Below are 19,801 nucleotides of genomic sequence, written 5' to 3'. Positions count from 1 at the left end.
TGGCTGCGCCGTTTTCATGGAAGACGACGCGTTGGGATTTTTTAAGAAATCATCCACATCACATGCCCGCTTAAACGTCCCTGCTTTGGTGCAGGTGGCGGCGCTGGCTATTATTATGATCCGCTGTCTCGATCTGTTGATGATTTTTAATACGCTCGGGTTTCGCGGAACCAGCGAATTTATTCATCGCAGCGTACAGACCTGGAATTTGACGCTGGTGTTTCTGGGTAGCCTGGTGCTGCTGTTTGTCGAAATTTACTGCGCATTTTCGCTGGTCAAAGGACGAAACTGGGCGCGCTGGATCTATCTGCTGACCCAGATTATCGCTAGCGTCTATCTGTGGGCGGCTTCGTTGGGCTACGGATACCCGGAACTGTTCAGTATTGCGGGGGAGTCCAGGCGTGAAATCCTGCGTACGCTGGTGATGCAAAAATTGCCGGATATACTGGTGTTACTACTGCTGTTTGTTCCTGCGTCCAGCAGACGGTTCTTCCGTTTGCAATAACGTTAATACCCTAAATAATTCGAGTTACAGGAAGGCGGCAAGAGAATGAATCCCCAGGAGCTTACATAAGTAAGTGACTGGGGGGAGTGAGCACAGCCAACGCACCTGTAACTTGAAGTATGACGGGTATATAATCTTGGCCCCCTGTTAATTTGTAGGTTTTTGTATGCAGTGCGCACTTTATGACGCCGAACGCTGTCGCTCCTGTCAGTGGATAACACAGCCAGTCGCCGATCAACTCCTCTCAAAAACAGCCGATCTGCAGAATCTACTGGCTGATTATCCGGTCGGAGAATGGTGCGCGCCGGTCAGCGGCCCGGAAAGCGCTTTTCGTAATAAAGCCAAAATGGTGGTCAGCGGCAGCGTGGAAAAACCGCTGCTGGGGATGCTGCATCGTGACGGTACGCCGGAGGATTTGTGCGACTGTCCGCTCTATCCTGCGTCTTTTGCGCCCGTATTTGCCGCGCTCAAACCGTTTATCGCCCGTGCGGGGTTAACGCCCTATAACGTGGCGCGTAAACGCGGGGAGCTGAAGTATCTGCTGTTAACGGAAAGCCGGTTCGATGGCGGCATGATGCTGCGTTTTGTCCTGCGTTCCGAGGCAAAACTGGCCCAACTGCGCGCGGCGCTGCCATGGTTACAGGCACAGCTGCCGCAGTTAAAAGTGATCACCGCCAATATTCAGCCTGTGCATATGGCGATTATGGAAGGGGAGAGTGAAATCTTCCTGACGGAACGACAGGCGCTGGCGGAACGCTTTAACGATGTGCCGTTGTGGATCCGCCCGCAGAGCTTTTTCCAGACCAACCCGGTGGTGGCGGGGCATTTATATGCCACGGCGCGCGACTGGGTGCGTCAGCTTCCGGTTAATCATATGTGGGATCTGTTTTGCGGCGTCGGGGGCTTTGGTCTGCACTGCGCCACACCGCAGATGAAACTGACGGGGATTGAAATTGCACCAGAGGCGATTGCCTGTGCGAAACAGTCTGCGCAGGAGCTTGGGCTGCAGAATCTGCATTTTCAGGCGCTGGATTCGACCCAGTTTGCTACCGCCCAGGGCGAAGTGCCTGACCTGGTGCTGGTGAATCCGCCGCGTCGGGGGATTGGAAAGCCGCTGTGTGATTTTCTTTCCCGCATGGCGCCGCGTTTTATCGTTTATTCCAGCTGTAATGCCCAAACCATGGCGAAGGATATTCGCGAGTTGTCTGGATATCGCATTGAACGTGTCCAGCTTTTCGATATGTTTCCACACACCGCGCACTACGAAGTATTAACGCTTCTCAGCCGACAAAACTAACTTGCCTGATGGCGCTTCGCTTATCAGGCCTACAGGCTGTTCGTCATTAGTAGGTTTATTAAGCGAAGCGCCGTATCCGGCAAATGCAACATGCGAAAAAAAAGCCCGTACTTGCGTACGAGCTCTTCTTAAAATATGGCGGTGAGGCGGGGATTGACTCGCTTCGCTCGCCCCTTTGGGGCAGCCCGTTCGCTGCGCTCCCGGTCTGTCCAACTGGCTACGCCAGTAGTCGAACCCCGGTCGGGGTTTCTCATCCCCCCGCAGATGTGCAACATGCGAAAAAAAAGCCCGTACTTGCGTACGAGCTCTTCTTAAAATATGGCGGTGAGGCGGGGATTCGAACCCCGGATACGTTGCCGTATACACACTTTCCAGGCGTGCTCCTTCAGCCACTCGGACACCTCACCATATTGTATTGCTGCCTGACCGCTTGGGGGGCAACGGGGCGCTACTATAGGGAGTTGCGCTAAAACGGTCAAGCAGAATTTACGTGTTCACTCTCGTTTGGTTACGCAATGTACACATTCCTCCGCCCGGGCTGGCGCGGAGGATAGGATTAGCGCTGAGAGTCCAGTTTTTCGCCGTTAGTCACGACTTCCTGAGCTTTGCCGTAGCTCTCGATCAGCAGCTGATAAGCCGGGAAGACTTTGGTATACACTTCCGCCCATTCGGCGGCGTCTTCACGGTTCCATGTACCCTGAATTTCAGAAGCGACGGCGGCAGTATCCATTGGCACGACACCAGCCTGAACAACGCGAGCCAGGGTGATTTCCTGCGCCATTTTGCTGTAAGTACCGGAAGCGTCTATCACAGCGAAAACCTTGTAGCCTTCCGCAACCGCGCTGATGGCCGGGAAAGCCATGCACACGCTGGTAATCGTACCGGCGATAATCAGCGTTTTACGCCCCGTCGCTTTGACCGCTTTCACGAAGTCCTCGTTATCCCAGGCGTTGATTTCACCTTTACGCGCCACGTATTGGGCATGCGGCGCATTGGCGTGGATCTCTGGAATCAATGGACCGTTAGGCCCCTGTGGTACGGATGCCGTGGTAATCACCGGCATCTTTGCCAGGGTCGCCATTTTAGCCAGCGCGGCGGCACGCGCACGCAGTTCTGGCATTGGCATATCGCCGACGGTCTGGAACAGCCCGCTCTGATGATCGATAAGCAGCATGACGGAATCATTCACATCGATGACCGGACGTGAGCCATTAAAGTTTGCAGGACTGGACATATTCTTCTCCTTCGATTCAGATTTGGCCAAAGCGGCCGGAGTTAAAATCGCGTACGGCTTCAGCGATTTCTTGTTTCGTGTTCATCACAAACGGACCGTAACCCACAATCGGCTCGTTCAACGGCTCGCCAGACAGCAGCAGCACGCTGGCGTCGCTGGTGGCTTCAATGTGTAGCGTCTTGCCCTGCTGGCTTAGCACCACCAGTTGCGCTTCGCTGGCAGACGTGGTGCCGTTTACGGTGATATTGCCTTTTAATACCACCAGGGCGGTGCTCCATCCTTCAGGCTGGGACAACGTAAGCTGATGATTACGTTGCAGGCGCATATCCCAGACGTTCAGCGGCGAAAAAGTATGTGCCGGGCCTTTCGTATCCTGATAGCTGCCTGCAATCACACGAACGCTGCCTGCTTCATTGGGCAGGGCGACGGTCGGAATAACATCGCTGCTGATGCCCTGATAACCCGGTACGGCCATTTTGTCTTTTGCCGGTAGATTGACCCACAGTTGCACCATTTCCAGTTCGCCACCCTGACGGGTAAATTCAGGTGAATGGAACTCTTCGTGTAATATTCCTGCACCGGCAGTCATCCACTGCACGTCGCCGGGGCCGATAATGCCGCCGCGACCGGTTGAATCACGGTGTTCAACTTCGCCGCTGTAAACGATGGTCACCGTCTCAAAACCACGGTGCGGGTGTTCGCCTACGCCGCGTTTTTCGTTACCCGGAGTGAATGTATGCGGACCGGCGTAATCCAGCAGCAGGAACGGGCTTAGTTGCTCAGCATGAGACTGGTAAGAGAACATCGAGCGGACCGGAAATCCATCGCCAACCCAGTGTGGGCGAGGTGCGGTGTAGACGCCTGTTACTTGTTTCATATGTGTCTCCTCTAAGGCGTTGTCTTGATGTGAATAAGCTTATATTCATGACAGCGAGCTGAGTAGTAGCTAAAATAATCCTCACTGTCTCATTAATAGGACAATAAAATGACGAAGCCGGATCTCAATGATTTTGCATGGTTTGTGCATGTTGTAGAGGAAGGGGGATTTGCAGCGGCGGGTAGGGCGCTTGATGAACCAAAATCAAAACTGAGCCGACGTATAGCGCAACTGGAAGAGAGGCTGGGAGTCCGACTGATTCAGCGAACCACCCGCCAGTTTAACGTGACGGAAGTTGGGCAAACCTTTTACGAACACTGTAAGGCGATGTTGGTTGAAGCGCAGGCGGCGCAGGATGCCATCGCCGCGTTACAGGTTGAACCGCGTGGGATTGTGAAGCTGACTTGTCCTGTTACGTTGCTGCATGTGCATATCGGGCCAATGCTTGCCCGTTTTATGGCGCGTTATCCTGACGTATCCGTACAACTGGAGGCCACTAACCGCCGCGTGGACGTTGTTGGAGAAGGCCTGGACGTGGCGATCCGCGTCAGGCCCCGGCCATTTGAGGATAGCGATCTGGTGATGCGCGTGCTGGCGGACAGGGGACATCGTTTATATGCCAGTCCGCAGTTAATTGAGCAAATGGGGGCGCTACACTCTCCGGCGGAGCTGACACGCTGGCCGGGCCTGAGTCTGGCCTCAGGTAAACATGTGCATCGGTGGGAGTTATTTGGCCCGCAGGGTGCGCGGGCAGAGGTACATTTCACGCCGCGAATGATTACCACCGATATGCTGGCGTTACGTGAAGCCGCAGTCGCTGGCGTAGGTGTTGTGCAACTTCCGCAGTTGATGGTAAAAGATCAATTAGCCGAGGGTGAACTGGTCGCGTTGCTTGACGGCTGGGAACCTAAGCGAGAAATTATTCACGCCGTCTTCCCATCACGCAGGGGATTATTACCTTCAGTGCGCGCATTAGTGGATTTCTTAACGGAAGAATATGCGCGGATGATTGAGGATTAAATACCTGACCTCAGCCCACAAAAAAGGCCGGTTAAACCGACCTTTTATAATCTGGACGCCATTCGGGCGTTAAAAACAATCAGCGACTACGGAAGACAATGCGGCCTTTGCTCAGGTCGTACGGGGTCAGCTCAACAGTCACTTTGTCGCCCGTCAGGATGCGGATATAGTTTTTACGCATTTTACCGGAGATGTGTGCAGTAACCACGTGACCGTTTTCTAACTCTACGCGGAACATGGTATTAGGTAACGTATCGAGAACGGTACCCTGCATTTCAATATTGTCTTCTTTGGCCATCTAATCCTCTGGGGTATCACTACCGTAATTTGAACCGGCAAGATAATGCCGAAGTTCTTTTAATAAGTAAAGATTTGTGCGTTTAAAACACAGCAAATCGGGTTTGGCGCATTACTCTAACCACACAGCAAAGCTGCACTTAAAGCGCAACGTGTAAGGGAACGAGGAGATAAACGATAGGCGTTGCCTGACGCGAACTGTTCCTTAACGGCGGCGGGGTAATGGGCTAAACCAACTCTGCGCGACAATTATAACACCCCGACAAAAAATGTGCCGAAAACATTCACCTCTGAGGTAAAAATAACGTCCTGGGAACCCAGAAATGGCTCGGTAGCCGCTGCTGACGCAGTCTGCTCAGGTGCTCAAGGTACTCCCGACGCGGTGTTTCGACCGCCCCCAGCGAAGCTGTGTGGCTATTTAATACCTGGCAGTCGATTAATTTTCCGCCCTGACGGATAAATTCAGCGCAAAAAACAAGCAGTGCGGTTTTGGACGCATTTTCCTGACGGCTGAACATCGATTCGCCACAAAACAACGTGCCTTGCGCCACACCATACATACCGCCCACTAATTCATTGTGTCGCCACACTTCAATAGAGTGCGCATGCCCCAGTTCGTGCAGGCGATGGTATGCGTCCACCACATCATGCGTTATCCAGGTGCCTTCCTCCCGGTCATTCGCGCAGCCTTCAATCACCTGACCAAACGCGTAATTGAGCGTCACGCGATAAGGCGAATTTTTATGAAAGCGTTTCATGCTGCGGCTGAGGTGAAATTTCTCGGGCCAAAGAATAGCGCGCGGATCGGGCGACCACCAGAGGATGGGGTCGCCGGGTGAAAACCATGGGAAAATACCGCGCTGGTAGGCCATCAGCAGGCGGGCGGGACTGAGATCGCCGCCAAGCGCCAACAAACCGTTAGGCTCGCGTAAAGCGCCTTCCGGTGACGGGAAGGCTATAGAATGGCGGGACAGTTGCACCAGGCGCATGACAGCGAAACTCCACTACGCGAGTTTGATCGTTCAATAATAGCTTACAGACGTTGCTTAAACTGGTAATAACGCCCCTGCCTGGCTAACAGATCTGCGTGATTACCTTGCTCAATAATTTGTCCGTTGTCCATTACTATTATTTGATCAAAACGCGACAACCCGCGCAGGCGGTGTGTCACCATCAGTACGGTTTTATTGCGCATGACATCGCTAATTAATTCAAGCATTTGGCTTTCCGTTGTGGCATCAAGCCCTTCGGTAGGTTCATCCAGCAGCATTAGCGGAGCATCGTGCAATAAGGCGCGGGCGATAGCCAGACGACGGAGCTCACCGCCAGAAAGCTGACGACCGCCTTCACCCAGCCAGGCGTTGAGTCCATCATTCTCAAGCAGTTTGTCCAGACCGACGCGGCGCAACATCGCGGCTAATGCGTCATCGTCGGCGTGCGGTGCCGCCAGCAGCAGGTTATCGCGAAGGGTTGCGCTGAACAGGTGTACGCGCTGCGGCACGACGCTGATGCACTGGCGCAGCGTGGCTTCACTAAGGGTAGCAATCGGCTGCTCGTTAATCAGGATTTCGCCACCCTGCGGATCCCATGCGCGGGTCAACAATTGCAGCAGCGTTGATTTGCCGCAGCCGGTACGACCAAGAATCGCAATGTGTTCACCGGGTGAGGCTTGCAGGGAAAGGGTATCGAGCGCTTTTTGTGCCTGACCCGGGTAGCTGAATGACACATCGCGTAGCGTAAGGGTGACCTGCTCAGGAACCGGAGAGCCGGCATCCGGGAAGGTAACTTCTGGCTGCTGTTCGGTTAACTCGGTGATGCGCAGCGCGGAGGCAATGACCTGACCGAGATGCTGAAACGCACCGGTGACTGGCGCCAACGCTTCGAACGCCGCCAGCGCACAGAAAACAAACAGCGCGATCAGTGCGCCTGGCTGGGTGTTGCCGCCCACGCCGCCTGAGGCCATCCATAACATCATTATTACCGCCAGCGCGCCAACTAACAGCATGACCGCCTGTGACAGCGCGGTTAATTCAGACTGGCGTCGCTGGGCTTCGTGCCACTGTAACTCGGTGGCTTCCATTTGAGCGCGGTAGCGTTCACTGGCGCCAAAAATGGTCAATTCAGCCTGGCCTTGCAGCCAGGACGTTAACTGCTGACGATATTGTCCACGCAGATGCGTCAGACTTTGTCCGGTGCTCTTGCCTGCCTGATAAAAGAGCGGGGGCAGGATAAATAAGGTCAGCAGCATAATACCGCCGAGAGTGATAGCCAGCGTGAAATCGAGAACGCTTAGCCCCAGTGTAACTACCATAATGACGACAAAAGCGCCCACTAGCGGAGAGAGTACGCGTAAGTACAGATGATCGAGCGTGTCGACATCTGCTACGATGCGGTTGAGCAATTCCCCCTGTCCATAACGAGACAGGCCAGCAGGCGAGAGCGGCAAGAGTTTGCTGAAGGTATAAATACGCAAATGTTGCAGCACGCGGAACGTGGCGTCGTGGCTGACCAGGCGCTCGAAATAACGCCCCGCGGTACGGGTGATTGCTGCACCACGTACGCCTGCGGCAGGAAGCATATAGTTAAAGCTGTAAATCCCGGTGACACCAACCACCGCAGAAGCCGACAGGAACCAACCTGAAAGCGTCAGCAAACCAATACTTGCCAGCAGCGTGACGATCGCCAGAACGATCCCCAGCGTTAACATCCATTTGTGACGTTTATACAGCGTCAGATAAGGTAGCAAAGCGCGCATTCAGATATCCTCCTGACGATGAGCCAGTAATGTCGCAAAAGCCCCGTTGGCTGAGCTAAGTTCGGTCCCGGTACCTTGTTCAACGATCTGCCCGTCCTGCATCACCCAGATAGCGTCCCAGTCGGTAAGATCTTCCAACTGGTGTGTCACCATCAGCGTGGTCTGGCGGCGTGATGCCGCGTTCAACGCCTGCATCACGCGTTGTTCGCTGTGCGCATCAAGGCTGGCGGCGGGTTCGTCCAGCAGCAGTAACTGACAGGGATTGAGTAAGGCGCGAGCCACGGCAACGCGTTGCGCTTGTCCGACGGAAAGTCGAGCCGCCTGATCGCCTACTGGCGTATCCACGCCCTGCGGAAGCAGGGGTAAAAACTCGCTGACCCAGGCGCTGTCGAGTGCGGCCTGTAGCTGCTCCTCGCTGGCATCGGGGCGAGCCAGCAGCACGTTTTCACGTAACGTGGCGGCTGGAAGCTGCGGGTTTTGCCCGACCCATGACAGTTGTTTACGCCAGCAATCAGGCGACAGATCACGTAGCTCAAAGCCGTTAATTCGCAGCGATCCCTGATAAGAGAGGAAACCAGACAGGACATTGAGCAGCGAACTTTTGCCGGAACCGCTGCGTCCAACCAGTACAGCGCGTTGACCGGCTGCCAGGGTAAAGTTGAGCGGCCCGGCCAACACTTTGCCTTCCGGCGAGGTGATGACCAGATCTTGCGCTTCAATTGAAACGGCGTCTTTCGTCGCCAGCTCAATGTCGCCACGCTCTGGATGAGCCAGCGGGGTTTCCATAAAGGTTTTCAGGCTGTCTGCTGCACCAACGGCTTGCGCTTTGGCGTGATAAAAGGTGCCCAGATCGCGCAGTGGCTGGAAAAATTCCGGCGCAAGAATGAGCGCGAGGAAGCCAGCAGCCAACGTGACGCCCGTCCCGTAGTGGCCGAAATCGAGCTCTCCGAGGTAGGAAAAACCGAAGTAAACCGCGACCAACGCAATAGAAAGCGATGTAAAGAACTCAAGGACACCGGATGACAGGAATGCCAGGCGCAGGACTTCCATGGTGCGCTGGCGGAAATCCTGTGACGCAGCGCGGATGCTTTCCGTTTCGGCTTCACCACGACCAAATATTCTTAGCGTCTCCATGCCCCGCAGACGATCAAGAAAATGGCCGCTGAGACGAGCAAGAGCCTGAAAATTGCGGCGGTTAGCATCGGCTGCGCCCATACCGACCATTGCCATAAACAATGGGATCAGCGGAGCTGTTCCGAGCAGTATAAGAGCGGCCACCCAGTTTGACGGGAACACCGCAGCCACAATCAATAACGGGACGCATACGGCCAGCGCCATTTGCGGCAGATAACGCGCATAGTAGTCATGCATATCGTCAATCTGCTCCAGGATAAGCGTAGCCCAGCTCCCGGCTGGTTTACCCTGTATCCAGGCAGGACCTGCCTGTTGCAGACGGTCAAGCACCTGGCGGCGAATTTCAAAGCGAATATGCTGCCCTGCGTGAAACCCGACCCGCTCGCGTAACCAGACGACCCATGCCCGCAGGATGAAAATCAATACCAGCACGATGAAAGGAAGCAGAAGCGCCTCTCGGGGAATATTGGCCATTATCATATGGTCCAGAATTCGGGCCATGAGCCAGGCCTGAGCGACGATTAACAGACCGCTCACGAATCCCAACAGGCGTGAAATGTTCAGCCATCGTTGGGAAATTACACTTTGCTGTTTTAACCAGCGGGTCAGCTCTTTTTGACGGGTTTTATTCATTGCACGCTTAGCAGGTGAGTTATTGGAATTTTTGGGCAGGGCAATGTTACAACGAGGCAAAAATAAAGGCGACTTATAGTCGCCTTTTTTACTTTTGTTACTGATTTGTAAAACTTATTTGCAAGCGTCCGCCAGGCCGTCGAGATAACGTTCGGCATCAAGCGCAGCCATACAGCCCGTGCCCGCAGAGGTGATCGCCTGGCGATAAATATGGTCCATCACGTCACCGGCTGCGAAGACACCCGGAATGCTGGTTTGTGTGGCATTACCGTGAATACCGGACTGAACTTTGATGTAGCCATTTTCCAGCTCAAGCTGACCGTCAAAAATGGCGGTATTCGGGCTGTGACCGATAGCGACAAACAAACCGGCAACGTCCAGTGACTCCACGTTGTCAGTGTTTTGCGTATCGCGCAGACGCAGTCCGGTAACGCCCATTTGATCGCCGGTCACTTCTTCCAGCGTGCGGTGGGTGTGCAGCACGATGTTGCCGTTTTCAACTTTATCCATCAAACGTTTGATGAGAATTTTTTCGGCGCGGAAGCTGTCGCGGCGGTGAATCAAATGCACTTCAGATGCGATATTTGCCAGATACAGCGCTTCTTCAACAGCGGTGTTGCCGCCGCCGATCACCGCAACTTTTTGGCTACGGTAGAAGAAACCGTCGCAGGTCGCGCAGGCGGAAACGCCACGGCCTTTGAATGCTTCTTCCGAGGGTAGACCCAGATAACGCGCTGAAGCGCCGGTAGCGATGATCAACGCGTCACAGGTGTATTCACCGCTGTCGCCGGTCAGACGGAAAGGACGATTTTGCAGATCAACTTTGCTGATGTGATCAAAAATGATTTCAGTATCAAATTTGGTCGCATGTTCGTGCATACGCTCCATCAGTAGGGGGCCCGTGAGATCGTGCGGATCGCCAGGCCAGTTTTCCACTTCTGTCGTTGTGGTCAACTGACCACCTTTTTCCATACCGGTAATCAGTACCGGTTGCAGGTTAGCGCGAGCAGCGTAGACCGCAGCGGTATATCCTGCAGGGCCAGAGCCCAGAATAAGAAGTTTACTGTGTTTGGTTGCGCCCATGAGATCCCCATAGTTGTTGGCAGGCAATGAGCAGGATTGTAGGGAATTTGCAGGCGTAAAAAAAGAGTATGGCGATTTTGTTAACAATATGTGTAATAGCAGAAACCGATGAGCGGGTGGATTAGGCGTAATACTATAACGATTTCTACTTAAAATCGGTCAGTTATAAGGTGATAAAATGACGATTTTCCATCACTGCGAATGAATAACTGGCATGTTGTACTAAAAATCGATGTTTTGCTTTGACAATCACCTGCTGTTTTGCGAAAACATTCAAGGAAGAAAAAAACTGTGTCATGTATATGCTGCATAATCATGCATGTAGATACCATGTTTACCGTGTTAGCGAAATCTACGCATGGTGTGGACAGATGCCATTCGTGATGTCGATAGCCGCCGACAGGCAACGGTCTTCTCACCATAAGCCCAGGCATTGCGAACCGAAAATCCCTCTGGGTTGCGGTTTATTTTGATGGGTAGCGGCTCTGAACAGTGATGTTGGTAGAGTCAGGCAGGAGTAGGGAAGGAATACAGAGAGACAATAATAATGGTAGATAGTAAGAAGCGCCCTGGCAAAGATCTCGACCGTATCGATCGTAACATTCTTAATGAGCTGCAAAAGGATGGGCGTATTTCTAACGTCGAGCTTTCTAAACGTGTGGGACTTTCACCAACGCCCTGCCTTGAGCGTGTGCGTCGGTTGGAAAGACAGGGTTTCATTCAGGGCTATACAGCGCTGTTAAACCCACATTATCTGGATGCATCACTTCTGGTTTTTGTTGAGATTACTCTGAATCGTGGCGCCCCGGATGTGTTTGAACAATTTAACTCTGCGGTACAAAAACTTGAAGAAATTCAAGAGTGTCATTTGGTTTCCGGTGATTTCGACTATTTGCTGAAAACACGCGTACCGGATATGTCGGCATATCGTAAGCTGTTAGGGGAAACCCTGCTGCGTCTGCCTGGCGTGAATGACACACGTACCTATGTAGTAATGGAAGAAGTCAAACAGAGCAATCGTCTGGTAATTAAGACGCGCTAACACGGAACAGGTGCAAAATCGACGCAGTTTGATTACACTCCTGTTAATCCATACAGCAACAGTGCCGGGGTGACCCGGTGCTGTTGTCCGTTTTAGCATCGGGCAGGAAAAGCCTGAAACCTGGAGAGCCGTTTTTGAGCCAGGAATACACTGAAGACAAAGACGTCACATTGACGAAGTTAAGCAGCGGGCGCCGACTTCTGGAAGCGCTACTGATTCTTATTGCCCTTTTTGCCGTCTGGTTGATGGCTGCCTTACTCAGCTTTAACCCTTCGGATCCCAGTTGGTCGCAAACCGCGTGGCACGAACCTATCCATAATCTGGGCGGAATACCCGGAGCATGGCTGGCGGACACGCTGTTCTTTATTTTCGGCGTCATGGCCTACACCATTCCCGTCATCATTGTCGGCGGCTGCTGGTTTGCATGGCGACACCAGGCCAGCGACGAATACATCGATTATTTTGCCGTTTCGCTGCGCATTATTGGCGTTTTGGCACTGATTCTCACCTCCTGCGGGCTTGCCGCAATCAATGCCGATGACATCTGGTATTTCGCCTCTGGCGGCGTGATCGGCAGTCTGCTCAGTACGACGCTGCAACCCTTACTGCACAGCAGCGGCGGTACGCTGACGCTATTGTGCATTTGGGCTGCGGGATTAACGCTGTTTACCGGCTGGTCGTGGGTGAGTATTGCGGAAAAACTGGGCGGTTGGTTACTCAATATCCTGACCTTTGCCAGCAACCGTACCCGCCGCGACGATACCTGGGTCGATGACGAAGAATATGAAGATGAAGACGAGTCTGTCGATGCCGCTGATGGCAAACCCCATGAATCGCGCCGGGCTCGTATTCTGCGCGGTGCGTTAGCGCGTCGTAAGCGTCTGGCGGAGAAATTTACCAACCCGCTTGGCCGTCATACCGATGCGGCGCTGTTCTCCGGCAAACGCATGGATGATGAAGACGAAATTGAATACAGCGCCCGTGGCGTTGTTGCCGATCCTAACGATGTGCTGTTTTCTGGTAATCGCGCGACGCTGCCTGAATATGACGAACTCGACCCACTGCTGAATGGTCATTCGGTGACAGAGCCAGTAGCCGCCGCCGCGGCAGCTACAACGGCCGCGCAGGCCTGGAGCGCGCCGGTTGATCCGCTGCTGCAAACATCGCCCGTGACCAGCACTGTTCTGGAACAACAGGCCCCAGCCGTAGCCTGGCAAACCGCGCCTGGCCCGCAAACCGGTGATGCGGTGATTGCACCAGCGCCAGAAGGTTATCCGCAGCCAACCCAGTACGCGCAACCACCGGTACAACAGCAGTATGAGCCATGGCAGCAGCCGGTTGTGGAGCAGAATTCGCAGCCGCAATATTACGCGCCACAGACCGCTGAACCCGCTTATGCGCAACCCGTTGCGCCGCAACCGCAGGCGTTCACCACGGAGCAAAACTGGCAACCTGAATCCACTTTTCAGCCGGAACCTGTGCAACAACCTGTGTATCAGCAGGAAGCAACCTTTCAACAAAATTCCACGCTCCAGCAGCCTGTTTATCAGCCGGAGCCCGTGCCGCAACCTGTGTATCAGCAGGAATCAACTCTTCAACAGAACAATACGTTCGAGCAGCCTGTAGTTGAACAACCTCCTGTGGTGGAATCTGAACCGCTGCTAGAAGAGGTTAAACCGACTCGTCCGCCGCTCTACTATTTTGAAGAAGTGGAAGAGAAACGTGCGCGCGAGCGCGAGCAACTGGCTGCCTGGTATCAACCGATACCAGAGCCTGTTCAGGAGCCTGAACGTGTTAAGCCGTCTATGCCATCTATGCCGACGGCTGCATCCATTCCGCCCGTTGAGTCTGTTGCTGCCGTTGCGCCGCTGGCTGCCGGATTAAAAAGCGCCGCATTGGGGGCGGGCGCCGCTGCCGCAGCACCTGTCTTTAGCCTTGCGGGTAGCGGTGCGCCGCGTCCACAGGTGAAAGAGGGTATTGGTCCGCAGTTACCGCGTCCGAATCGTGTGCGCGTACCTACTCGTCGGGAATTGGCGTCGTATGGCATCAAATTGCCGTCACAGCGTATGGCTGAAGAGAAAGCGCGCGAAGAGCAGCTTGATACAGATGCGTACAGTGACGATGAAATTGATGCGATGCAGCAAGATGAGCTGGCGCGTCAGTTTGCCCAATCGCAGCAGCACCGCTATGGCGAAGAGTATCAGGATGATACCAATCACACTGATGACGAAGATTCAGCCGCAGAAGCGGAACTGGCTCGCCAGTTTGCCTCTTCCCAACAGCAACGCTATTCCGGTGAACAGCCTGCCGGGGCAAATCCGTTCTCGCTCGATGACTTTGAATTTTCGCCGATGAAAACGCTGGTGGATGAGGGCCCGCATGAGCCGTTGTTTACGCCAGGCGTAATGCCGGAGTCTGCGCCACAGTACCAGGAACCTGTCGCACCGCAGCAGCATTATCAGCAACCGACGCAGCCAGTCGCACCGCAGCAGCATTATCAGCAACCGGCGCAGCCAGTCGCACCGCAGCAGCATTATCAGCAACCGGCGCAGCCAGTCGCACCGCAGCAGCAATATCCGCAACCGGCGCAGCCAGTCGCAGCGCAGCAGCATTATCAGCAACCGGCGCAGCCAGTCGCACCGCAGCAGCATTATCAGCAACCGGCGCAGCCAGTCGCTCCGCAGCAGCACTATCAGCAGCCAGCACAGCCGGCTACACCGCCAACGCAGGATAGTCTGATCCATCCGCTCCTGATGCGTAATGGCGACAGTCGTCCGGCGCACCGTCCAAGTACGCCGCTGCCATCGTTAGATTTGCTCACACCGCCGCCGAGCGAAGTTGAGCCGATAGATACTTTCGCGCTGGAGCAAATGGCACGTCTGGTGGAAGCGCGTCTGGCGGATTTCCGCATTAAAGCCGATGTGGTGAACTACTCTCCAGGCCCGGTGATTACCCGCTTTGAGCTTAATCTGGCTCCTGGGGTTAAAGCGGCGCGTATTTCTAACCTGTCGCGAGATCTGGCGCGTTCGTTGTCCACCGCGGCGGTACGTGTGGTTGAGGTTATACCAGGCAAACCGTATGTCGGACTGGAGTTACCGAATAAAAAACGTCAAACCGTTTATCTGCGTGAAGTGCTGGATAACGCTAAATTCCGTGATAACTCATCTCCGCTGACCGTGGTGCTGGGTAAAGATATTGCGGGCGAACCGGTGGTGGCCGATCTGGCAAAAATGCCGCACCTGCTGGTAGCAGGGACAACCGGATCCGGTAAGTCTGTTGGGGTGAACGCCATGATCCTCAGCATGCTGTACAAGGCGCAGCCGGAAGACGTTCGCTTTATCATGATTGACCCGAAAATGCTGGAACTGTCGGTTTATGAAGGCATTCCGCATCTGCTGACAGAAGTCGTGACCGACATGAAAGATGCTGCTAACGCCTTGCGCTGGAGCGTCAATGAAATGGAACGTCGCTACAAGCTGATGTCAGCGCTTGGCGTGCGTAACCTTGCTGGTTATAACGAGAAAATCGCCGAAGCCGCCCGCATGGGACGTCCGATTCCGGACCCGTACTGGAAGCCGGGCGACAGCATGGATGTTCAGCATCCGGTGTTGGAAAAACTGCCGTATATCGTTGTGCTGGTGGATGAATTCGCCGACCTGATGATGACAGTTGGCAAAAAGGTGGAAGAACTGATTGCTCGTCTGGCGCAAAAAGCGCGTGCGGCGGGGATCCACCTGGTGCTGGCAACCCAGCGGCCGTCGGTTGACGTTATCACCGGTCTGATTAAAGCAAACATCCCGACGCGTATCGCTTTTACCGTGTCGAGCAAAATTGACTCGCGTACCATCCTTGACCAGGGCGGAGCGGAATCGCTGTTGGGTATGGGTGACATGCTTTATTCCGCACCGAACTCGACGATCCCAGTGCGTGTTCACGGCGCCTTTGTCCGCGATGAAGAAGTTCACGCAGTGGTTCAGGACTGGAAAGCGCGCGGTCGTCCACAGTACGTCGACGGCATTACTTCTGACAGCGAAAGCGAAGGCGGCGGTGGCGGCTTTGATGGTGGCGAAGAGTTGGATCCGCTGTTCGATCAGGCGGTAAACTTTGTGACCCAGAAACGCAAAGCCTCAATCTCCGGCGTCCAGCGTCAGTTCCGTATCGGATACAACCGAGCGGCGCGCATCATCGAGCAGATGGAAGCGCAGGGTATTGTCAGCGAACAAGGGCATAATGGTAATCGTGAAGTGCTGGCTCCGCCGCCCTTCGAATGATTGCAAAGTTAAGTAATTCAGTATTTTCTACTTTCCTCATGCTGATTTTTGGCCTGAAATGGATAGCAGAGGGATCTCCCCGTTGGGAGTGACGTATTTTGAGGAATAACGATGAAAAGAATCGCAATCACCTGTGCATTACTGTCGAGCTTTATGGTGAGCAGCGTCTGGGCTGACGCTGCCAGCGACCTGAAAAGCCGCCTGGATAAAGTCAGTAGCTTCCATGCCAGCTTTACTCAGAAGGTCACGGACGGTAGCGGCGCGGCGGTGCAGGAAGGTCAGGGTGACTTATGGGTTAAACGTCCTAATCTGTTTAACTGGCATATGACGCAACCTGATGAGAGCATCCTGGTTTCCGATGGTAAAACGCTGTGGTTCTTCAACCCGTTTGTTGAGCAGGCGACTGCGACCTGGCTGAAAGACGCTACGGGCAATACGCCATTTATGCTGATTGCGCGTAACCAGGCAAGTGACTGGCAGCAGTACAACATTAAGCAAAACGGCGATGATTTCGTGCTGACGCCAAAAACCAGCAGCGGCAACCTGAAGCAGTTTACTATCAATGTTGGGCGTGACGGGACTATCCACCAGTTTAGCGCCGTTGAACAAGACGATCAGCGCAGCAGCTATCAGCTGAAATCTCAGCAGAATGGTGCGATTGAACCCTCTAAATTCACCTTTACCCCGCCGCAAGGTGTAACGGTTGACGATCAACGTAAGTAGAGGCGTGTGAGTGAGCAATCTGTCGCTCGACTTTTCTGATAATACTTTTCAGCCACTGGCCGCGCGTATGCGGCCAGAAAATTTAGCGCAGTATATCGGCCAGCAGCATCTGCTGGCTGCGGGTAAACCCTTGCCGCGCGCTATCGAGGCCGGACATCTGCACTCCATGATTTTATGGGGGCCGCCGGGGACGGGGAAAACTACGCTTGCCGAAGTTATTGCCCGTTACGCTAACGCCGATGTCGAACGAATTTCGGCAGTGACCTCTGGTGTAAAAGAAATTCGTGAAGCGATTGAGCGTGCGCGTCAGAATCGTAACGCGGGCCGGCGTACGATCCTGTTTGTGGATGAAGTTCACCGTTTTAATAAAAGCCAACAGGATGCGTTTTTACCGCATATTGAAGACGGTACCATCACGTTTATTGGCGCAACCACTGAAAACCCCTCGTTTGAGCTGAACTCGGCGCTGCTGTCGCGTGCGCGCGTTTACTTACTGAAATCGTTAACCACCGACGATATTGAACAAGTGCTGGACCAGGCGATGTCAGACAAAGCGCGGGGTTACGGCGGCCAGGATATCGTACTGCCTCCAGAGACGCGTCGGGCGATTGCTGAACTGGTCAATGGTGACGCGCGTCGGGCGCTGAATACGCTGGAAATGATGGCCGATATGGCCGAAGTTGATGATTCTGGCAAGCGCGTATTGAAGGCCGAGTTGCTCACTGAAATTGCCGGTGAACGCAGCGCGCGTTTCGATAATAAAGGCGATCGTTTTTACGATCTCATCTCCGCATTACACAAGTCGGTACGCGGCAGCGCCCCGGATGCGGCGCTTTATTGGTATGCGCGAATCATCACCGCTGGCGGCGATCCGCTGTACGTTGCCCGTCGCTGTCTGGCGATTGCCTCTGAAGATGTCGGCAACGCCGACCCTCGCGCCATGCAGGTGGCGATTTCCGCGTGGGATTGCTTTACCCGTGTGGGACCCGCGGAAGGTGAACGAGCCATTGCTCAGGCGATTGTTTATCTGGCCTGCGCGCCGAAAAGTAATGCGGTTTACACCGCCTTCAAAGCTGCGCTGGCTGATGCCCGTGAACGTCCGGATTACGACGTGCCGGTTCACCTGCGCAACGCGCCAACGAAGCTGATGAAAGAGATGGGCTACGGTCAGGAGTATCGTTATGCCCATGATGAGCCTAATGCCTATGCCGCCGGAGAAGAGTACTTCCCGCAGGAAATGGCACAAACACGCTATTATCACCCCACAAACAGAGGTCTTGAAGGCAAGATTGGCGAAAAGCTCGCCTGGCTCGCCGGACAGGATCAAAATAGCCCTATAAAACGCTACCGTTAGTGTTATCGTTGCGGTAATGTTGTCTCTGTATCCCTGTGACCGCAGGCTGTGGTCACTTTCTCCTATTTTAATTCGATAAGCACAGGATAAGCATGCTCGATCCCAATCTGCTGCGTAATGAGCCAGACGCAGTCGCAGAAAAACTGGCAAGCCGGGGCTTTAAGCTGGATGTAGATAAGCTGCGCGCTCTTGAAGAGCGTCGTAAAGTTCTGCAGGTACAAACTGAAAACCTGCAGGCAGAGCGTAACTCTCGATCGAAATCCATCGGCCAGGCAAAAGCGCGCGGGGAAGATATCGAGTCTTTACGTCTGGAAGTGAACAAACTGGGCGAAGAGCTGGATGCCGCGAAAGCTGAACTTGATACCTTACAGGCCGAGATCCGCGACATTGCGCTGACCATTCCTAACCTGCCAGCGGACGAAGTTCCGGTGGGTAAAGATGAAAATGACAACGTCGAAGTCAGCCGTTGGGGTACGCCGCGTGAGTTTGATTTTGAAGTGCGCGATCACGTTACCCTGGGTGAAATGCACACGGGTCTTGATTTCGCTGCGGCAGTTAAGCTGACCGGCTCTCGTTTCGTCGTCATGAAAGGGCAGATCGCGCGTATGCACCGTGCGCTGTCTCAGTTCATGCTGGATCTGCACACCGAACAGCATGGCTACAGCGAAAACTACGTTCCGTATCTGGTTAACCATGACACGCTGTACGGTACAGGCCAACTGCCGAAATTCGCGGGCGATCTGTTCCACACGCGTCCGCTGGATGAAGAAGCGGACAGCAGCAACTATGCGCTGATCCCAACGGCGGAAGTGCCGCTGACCAACCTGGTACGTGACGAAATCATTGACGAAGATGCGTTGCCGATCAAAATGACCGCGCATACGCCGTGCTTCCGTTCTGAAGCCGGTTCTTACGGTCGTGACACTCGTGGTCTGATCCGTATGCACCAGTTCGATAAAGTTGAGATGGTGCAGATCGTTCGCCCGGAAGACTCGATGGATGCGCTGGAAGAGATGACCGGTCATGCCGAGAAGGTCCTGCAATTGTTGGGTCTGCCATACCGTAAGATCATCCTGTGCACAGGTGACATGGGCTTCGGCGCATGCAAAACTTACGATCTGGAAGTGTGGATCCCGGCGCAGAACACCTATCGCGAAATTTCTTCTTGCTCCAACGTGTGGGATTTCCAGGCTCGTCGCATGCAGGCGCGTTGCCGTAGCAAATCCGACAAAAAGACCCGTTTAGTGCATACGCTGAACGGTTCCGGTCTGGCGGTTGGGCGTACGCTGGTTGCGGTGATGGAAAACTATCAGCAGGCTGATGGCCGTATTCAGGTTCCTGAAGTGTTACGTCCGTACATGAATGGCCTGGAATTCATCGGCTAAGCTACCTTTCTCTGCTAAAAAAGCGCCTCAGGGCGCTTTTTTTATGCCCGTTTGACGTCGGACAATAACGACTACTCCCATAGGAGTAATACTGCCTTCGAATGAAAGTCAGTATTTATCTCTGTCTTTTAGCAAATTCAGTATTTAACAGCCTGTATATCGATATTAACGTTATATAAAAAACTATACAG

General features: G+C 53.9%; 15 protein-coding genes and 1 tRNA gene. 8 read left to right on the top strand and 8 right to left on the bottom strand.

Features of this window, described 5'->3' with window-relative positions:
• Positions 1 to 16 precede the first annotated feature (16 nt).
• Together OGV80_RS17715 and rlmC are read left to right on the top strand one after the other, a co-directional pair.
• Positions 17 to 505 (top strand): YbjO family protein, encoded by a 489-nt coding sequence (locus tag OGV80_RS17715; protein WP_087052946.1) that lies wholly within the window; start codon positions 17 to 19, stop codon positions 503 to 505.
• Between the two features lie 166 nt (positions 506 to 671).
• Entirely contained in the window at positions 672 to 1,802 is a 1,131-nt protein-coding gene (gene rlmC / locus OGV80_RS17710) for a 23S rRNA (uracil(747)-C(5))-methyltransferase RlmC (protein ID WP_286515429.1), read from the top strand.
• Positions 1,803 to 2,121: 319 nt separating this feature from the next.
• Here the strand turns inward: rlmC and OGV80_RS17705 are convergent.
• The 3 genes from OGV80_RS17705 to OGV80_RS17695 form a co-directional block, all read right to left on the bottom strand.
• Positions 2,122 to 2,209, bottom strand: a tRNA-Ser gene (locus OGV80_RS17705).
• A 149-nt stretch (positions 2,210 to 2,358) separates the two neighbouring features.
• Positions 2,359 to 3,036: an isochorismatase family protein gene (locus OGV80_RS17700; RefSeq protein WP_043015737.1), complete on the bottom strand. Its 678-nt coding sequence runs from the start codon at positions 3,034 to 3,036 to the stop codon at positions 2,359 to 2,361.
• Between the two features lie 16 nt (positions 3,037 to 3,052).
• Positions 3,053 to 3,913 carry a pirin family protein gene (locus OGV80_RS17695; protein ID WP_047412377.1) on the bottom strand — a complete coding sequence of 287 codons (861 nt, stop codon included), beginning with the start codon at positions 3,911 to 3,913 and terminating at the stop codon, positions 3,053 to 3,055.
• Between the two features lie 108 nt (positions 3,914 to 4,021).
• Here OGV80_RS17695 and OGV80_RS17690 point away from each other — a divergent pair, with 108 nt between their 5' ends.
• Positions 4,022 to 4,933 (top strand): LysR family transcriptional regulator, encoded by a 912-nt coding sequence (locus tag OGV80_RS17690; RefSeq protein WP_087051494.1) that lies wholly within the window; start codon positions 4,022 to 4,024, stop codon positions 4,931 to 4,933.
• Positions 4,934 to 5,012: 79 nt separating this feature from the next.
• Here the strand turns inward: OGV80_RS17690 and infA are convergent, their stop codons facing one another.
• The 5 genes from infA to trxB form a co-directional block, all read right to left on the bottom strand.
• Positions 5,013 to 5,231: a translation initiation factor IF-1 gene (infA, locus tag OGV80_RS17685; protein WP_002211347.1), complete on the bottom strand. Its 219-nt coding sequence runs from the start codon at positions 5,229 to 5,231 to the stop codon at positions 5,013 to 5,015.
• A 283-nt stretch (positions 5,232 to 5,514) separates the two neighbouring features.
• The gene (aat, locus tag OGV80_RS17675; protein ID WP_075144931.1) at positions 5,515 to 6,219 is read right to left on the bottom strand and encodes a leucyl/phenylalanyl-tRNA--protein transferase; all 705 of its coding nucleotides are present in this window, start codon (positions 6,217 to 6,219) and stop codon (positions 5,515 to 5,517) included.
• A 44-nt stretch (positions 6,220 to 6,263) separates the two neighbouring features.
• Positions 6,264 to 7,985: a heme ABC transporter ATP-binding protein/permease CydC gene (gene cydC / locus OGV80_RS17670; RefSeq protein ID WP_043015740.1), complete on the bottom strand. Its 1,722-nt coding sequence runs from the start codon at positions 7,983 to 7,985 to the stop codon at positions 6,264 to 6,266.
• Positions 7,986 to 9,752 (bottom strand): heme ABC transporter permease/ATP-binding protein CydD, encoded by a 1,767-nt coding sequence (gene cydD, locus OGV80_RS17665; protein WP_087052949.1) that lies wholly within the window; start codon positions 9,750 to 9,752, stop codon positions 7,986 to 7,988. It abuts the gene before it with no gap.
• A gap of 114 nt (positions 9,753 to 9,866) precedes the next feature.
• The gene (gene trxB / locus OGV80_RS17660) at positions 9,867 to 10,835 is read right to left on the bottom strand and encodes a thioredoxin-disulfide reductase (RefSeq protein WP_087052950.1); all 969 of its coding nucleotides are present in this window, start codon (positions 10,833 to 10,835) and stop codon (positions 9,867 to 9,869) included.
• A 547-nt stretch (positions 10,836 to 11,382) separates the two neighbouring features.
• Between trxB and lrp the strand changes: the two genes are divergently transcribed.
• The 5 genes from lrp (at position 11,383) to serS (ending at position 19,610) form a co-directional block, all read left to right on the top strand.
• Positions 11,383 to 11,877 (top strand): leucine-responsive transcriptional regulator Lrp, encoded by a 495-nt coding sequence (gene lrp / locus OGV80_RS17655; RefSeq protein WP_002439523.1) that lies wholly within the window; start codon positions 11,383 to 11,385, stop codon positions 11,875 to 11,877.
• Positions 11,878 to 12,011: 134 nt separating this feature from the next.
• Positions 12,012 to 16,148, top strand: coding sequence for a DNA translocase FtsK (gene ftsK, locus OGV80_RS17650; RefSeq protein WP_286515426.1), 4,137 nt, complete (start codon positions 12,012 to 12,014; stop codon positions 16,146 to 16,148).
• A gap of 111 nt (positions 16,149 to 16,259) precedes the next feature.
• Complete coding sequence (gene lolA, locus OGV80_RS17645) at positions 16,260 to 16,871, top strand: outer membrane lipoprotein periplasmic chaperone LolA (protein ID WP_043015744.1); 612 nt, start codon at positions 16,260 to 16,262, stop codon at positions 16,869 to 16,871.
• A 10-nt stretch (positions 16,872 to 16,881) separates the two neighbouring features.
• A complete protein-coding gene (rarA, locus tag OGV80_RS17640; RefSeq protein WP_048212145.1) occupies positions 16,882 to 18,225 on the top strand; it encodes a replication-associated recombination protein RarA in 1,344 nt (447 codons plus the stop codon).
• 92 nt (positions 18,226 to 18,317) lie between these two features.
• On the top strand, positions 18,318 to 19,610 hold the full coding sequence (gene serS, locus OGV80_RS17635; RefSeq protein ID WP_003836908.1) for a serine--tRNA ligase: 1,293 nt from the start codon (positions 18,318 to 18,320) through the stop codon (positions 19,608 to 19,610).
• The last annotated feature ends 191 nt before the right edge of the window (positions 19,611 to 19,801 follow it).

Origin of the sequence: Citrobacter sp. Ce119, assembly GCF_030334525.1 — a bacterium.
Classification (GTDB): Bacteria; Pseudomonadota; Gammaproteobacteria; order Enterobacterales; family Enterobacteriaceae; genus Citrobacter; species Citrobacter europaeus.
This window is presented reverse-complemented; position numbering and strand designations above follow the sequence as displayed.

What these genes read in the sequence shown, in the direction of transcription:
- lrp (WP_002439523.1), top strand. Translation starts at nt 11,383, where the DNA reads ATGGTAGATAGTAAGAAGCGCCCTGGCAAAGATCTCGACCGTATCGAT.
- trxB (WP_087052950.1), bottom strand. Translation starts at nt 10,835, where the DNA reads ATGGGCGCAACCAAACACAGTAAACTTCTTATTCTGGGCTCTGGCCCT.
- aat (WP_075144931.1), bottom strand. Translation starts at nt 6,219, where the DNA reads ATGCGCCTGGTGCAACTGTCCCGCCATTCTATAGCCTTCCCGTCACCG.
- OGV80_RS17690 (WP_087051494.1), top strand. Translation starts at nt 4,022, where the DNA reads ATGACGAAGCCGGATCTCAATGATTTTGCATGGTTTGTGCATGTTGTA.
- lolA (WP_043015744.1), top strand. Translation starts at nt 16,260, where the DNA reads ATGAAAAGAATCGCAATCACCTGTGCATTACTGTCGAGCTTTATGGTG.
- OGV80_RS17695 (WP_047412377.1), bottom strand. Translation starts at nt 3,913, where the DNA reads ATGAAACAAGTAACAGGCGTCTACACCGCACCTCGCCCACACTGGGTT.
- infA (WP_002211347.1), bottom strand. Translation starts at nt 5,231, where the DNA reads ATGGCCAAAGAAGACAATATTGAAATGCAGGGTACCGTTCTCGATACG.
- cydD (WP_087052949.1), bottom strand. Translation starts at nt 9,752, where the DNA reads ATGAATAAAACCCGTCAAAAAGAGCTGACCCGCTGGTTAAAACAGCAA.
- OGV80_RS17715 (WP_087052946.1), top strand. Translation starts at nt 17, where the DNA reads ATGGAAGACGACGCGTTGGGATTTTTTAAGAAATCATCCACATCACAT.
- rlmC (WP_286515429.1), top strand. Translation starts at nt 672, where the DNA reads ATGCAGTGCGCACTTTATGACGCCGAACGCTGTCGCTCCTGTCAGTGG.
- cydC (WP_043015740.1), bottom strand. Translation starts at nt 7,985, where the DNA reads ATGCGCGCTTTGCTACCTTATCTGACGCTGTATAAACGTCACAAATGG.
- OGV80_RS17700 (WP_043015737.1), bottom strand. Translation starts at nt 3,036, where the DNA reads ATGTCCAGTCCTGCAAACTTTAATGGCTCACGTCCGGTCATCGATGTG.
- serS (WP_003836908.1), top strand. Translation starts at nt 18,318, where the DNA reads ATGCTCGATCCCAATCTGCTGCGTAATGAGCCAGACGCAGTCGCAGAA.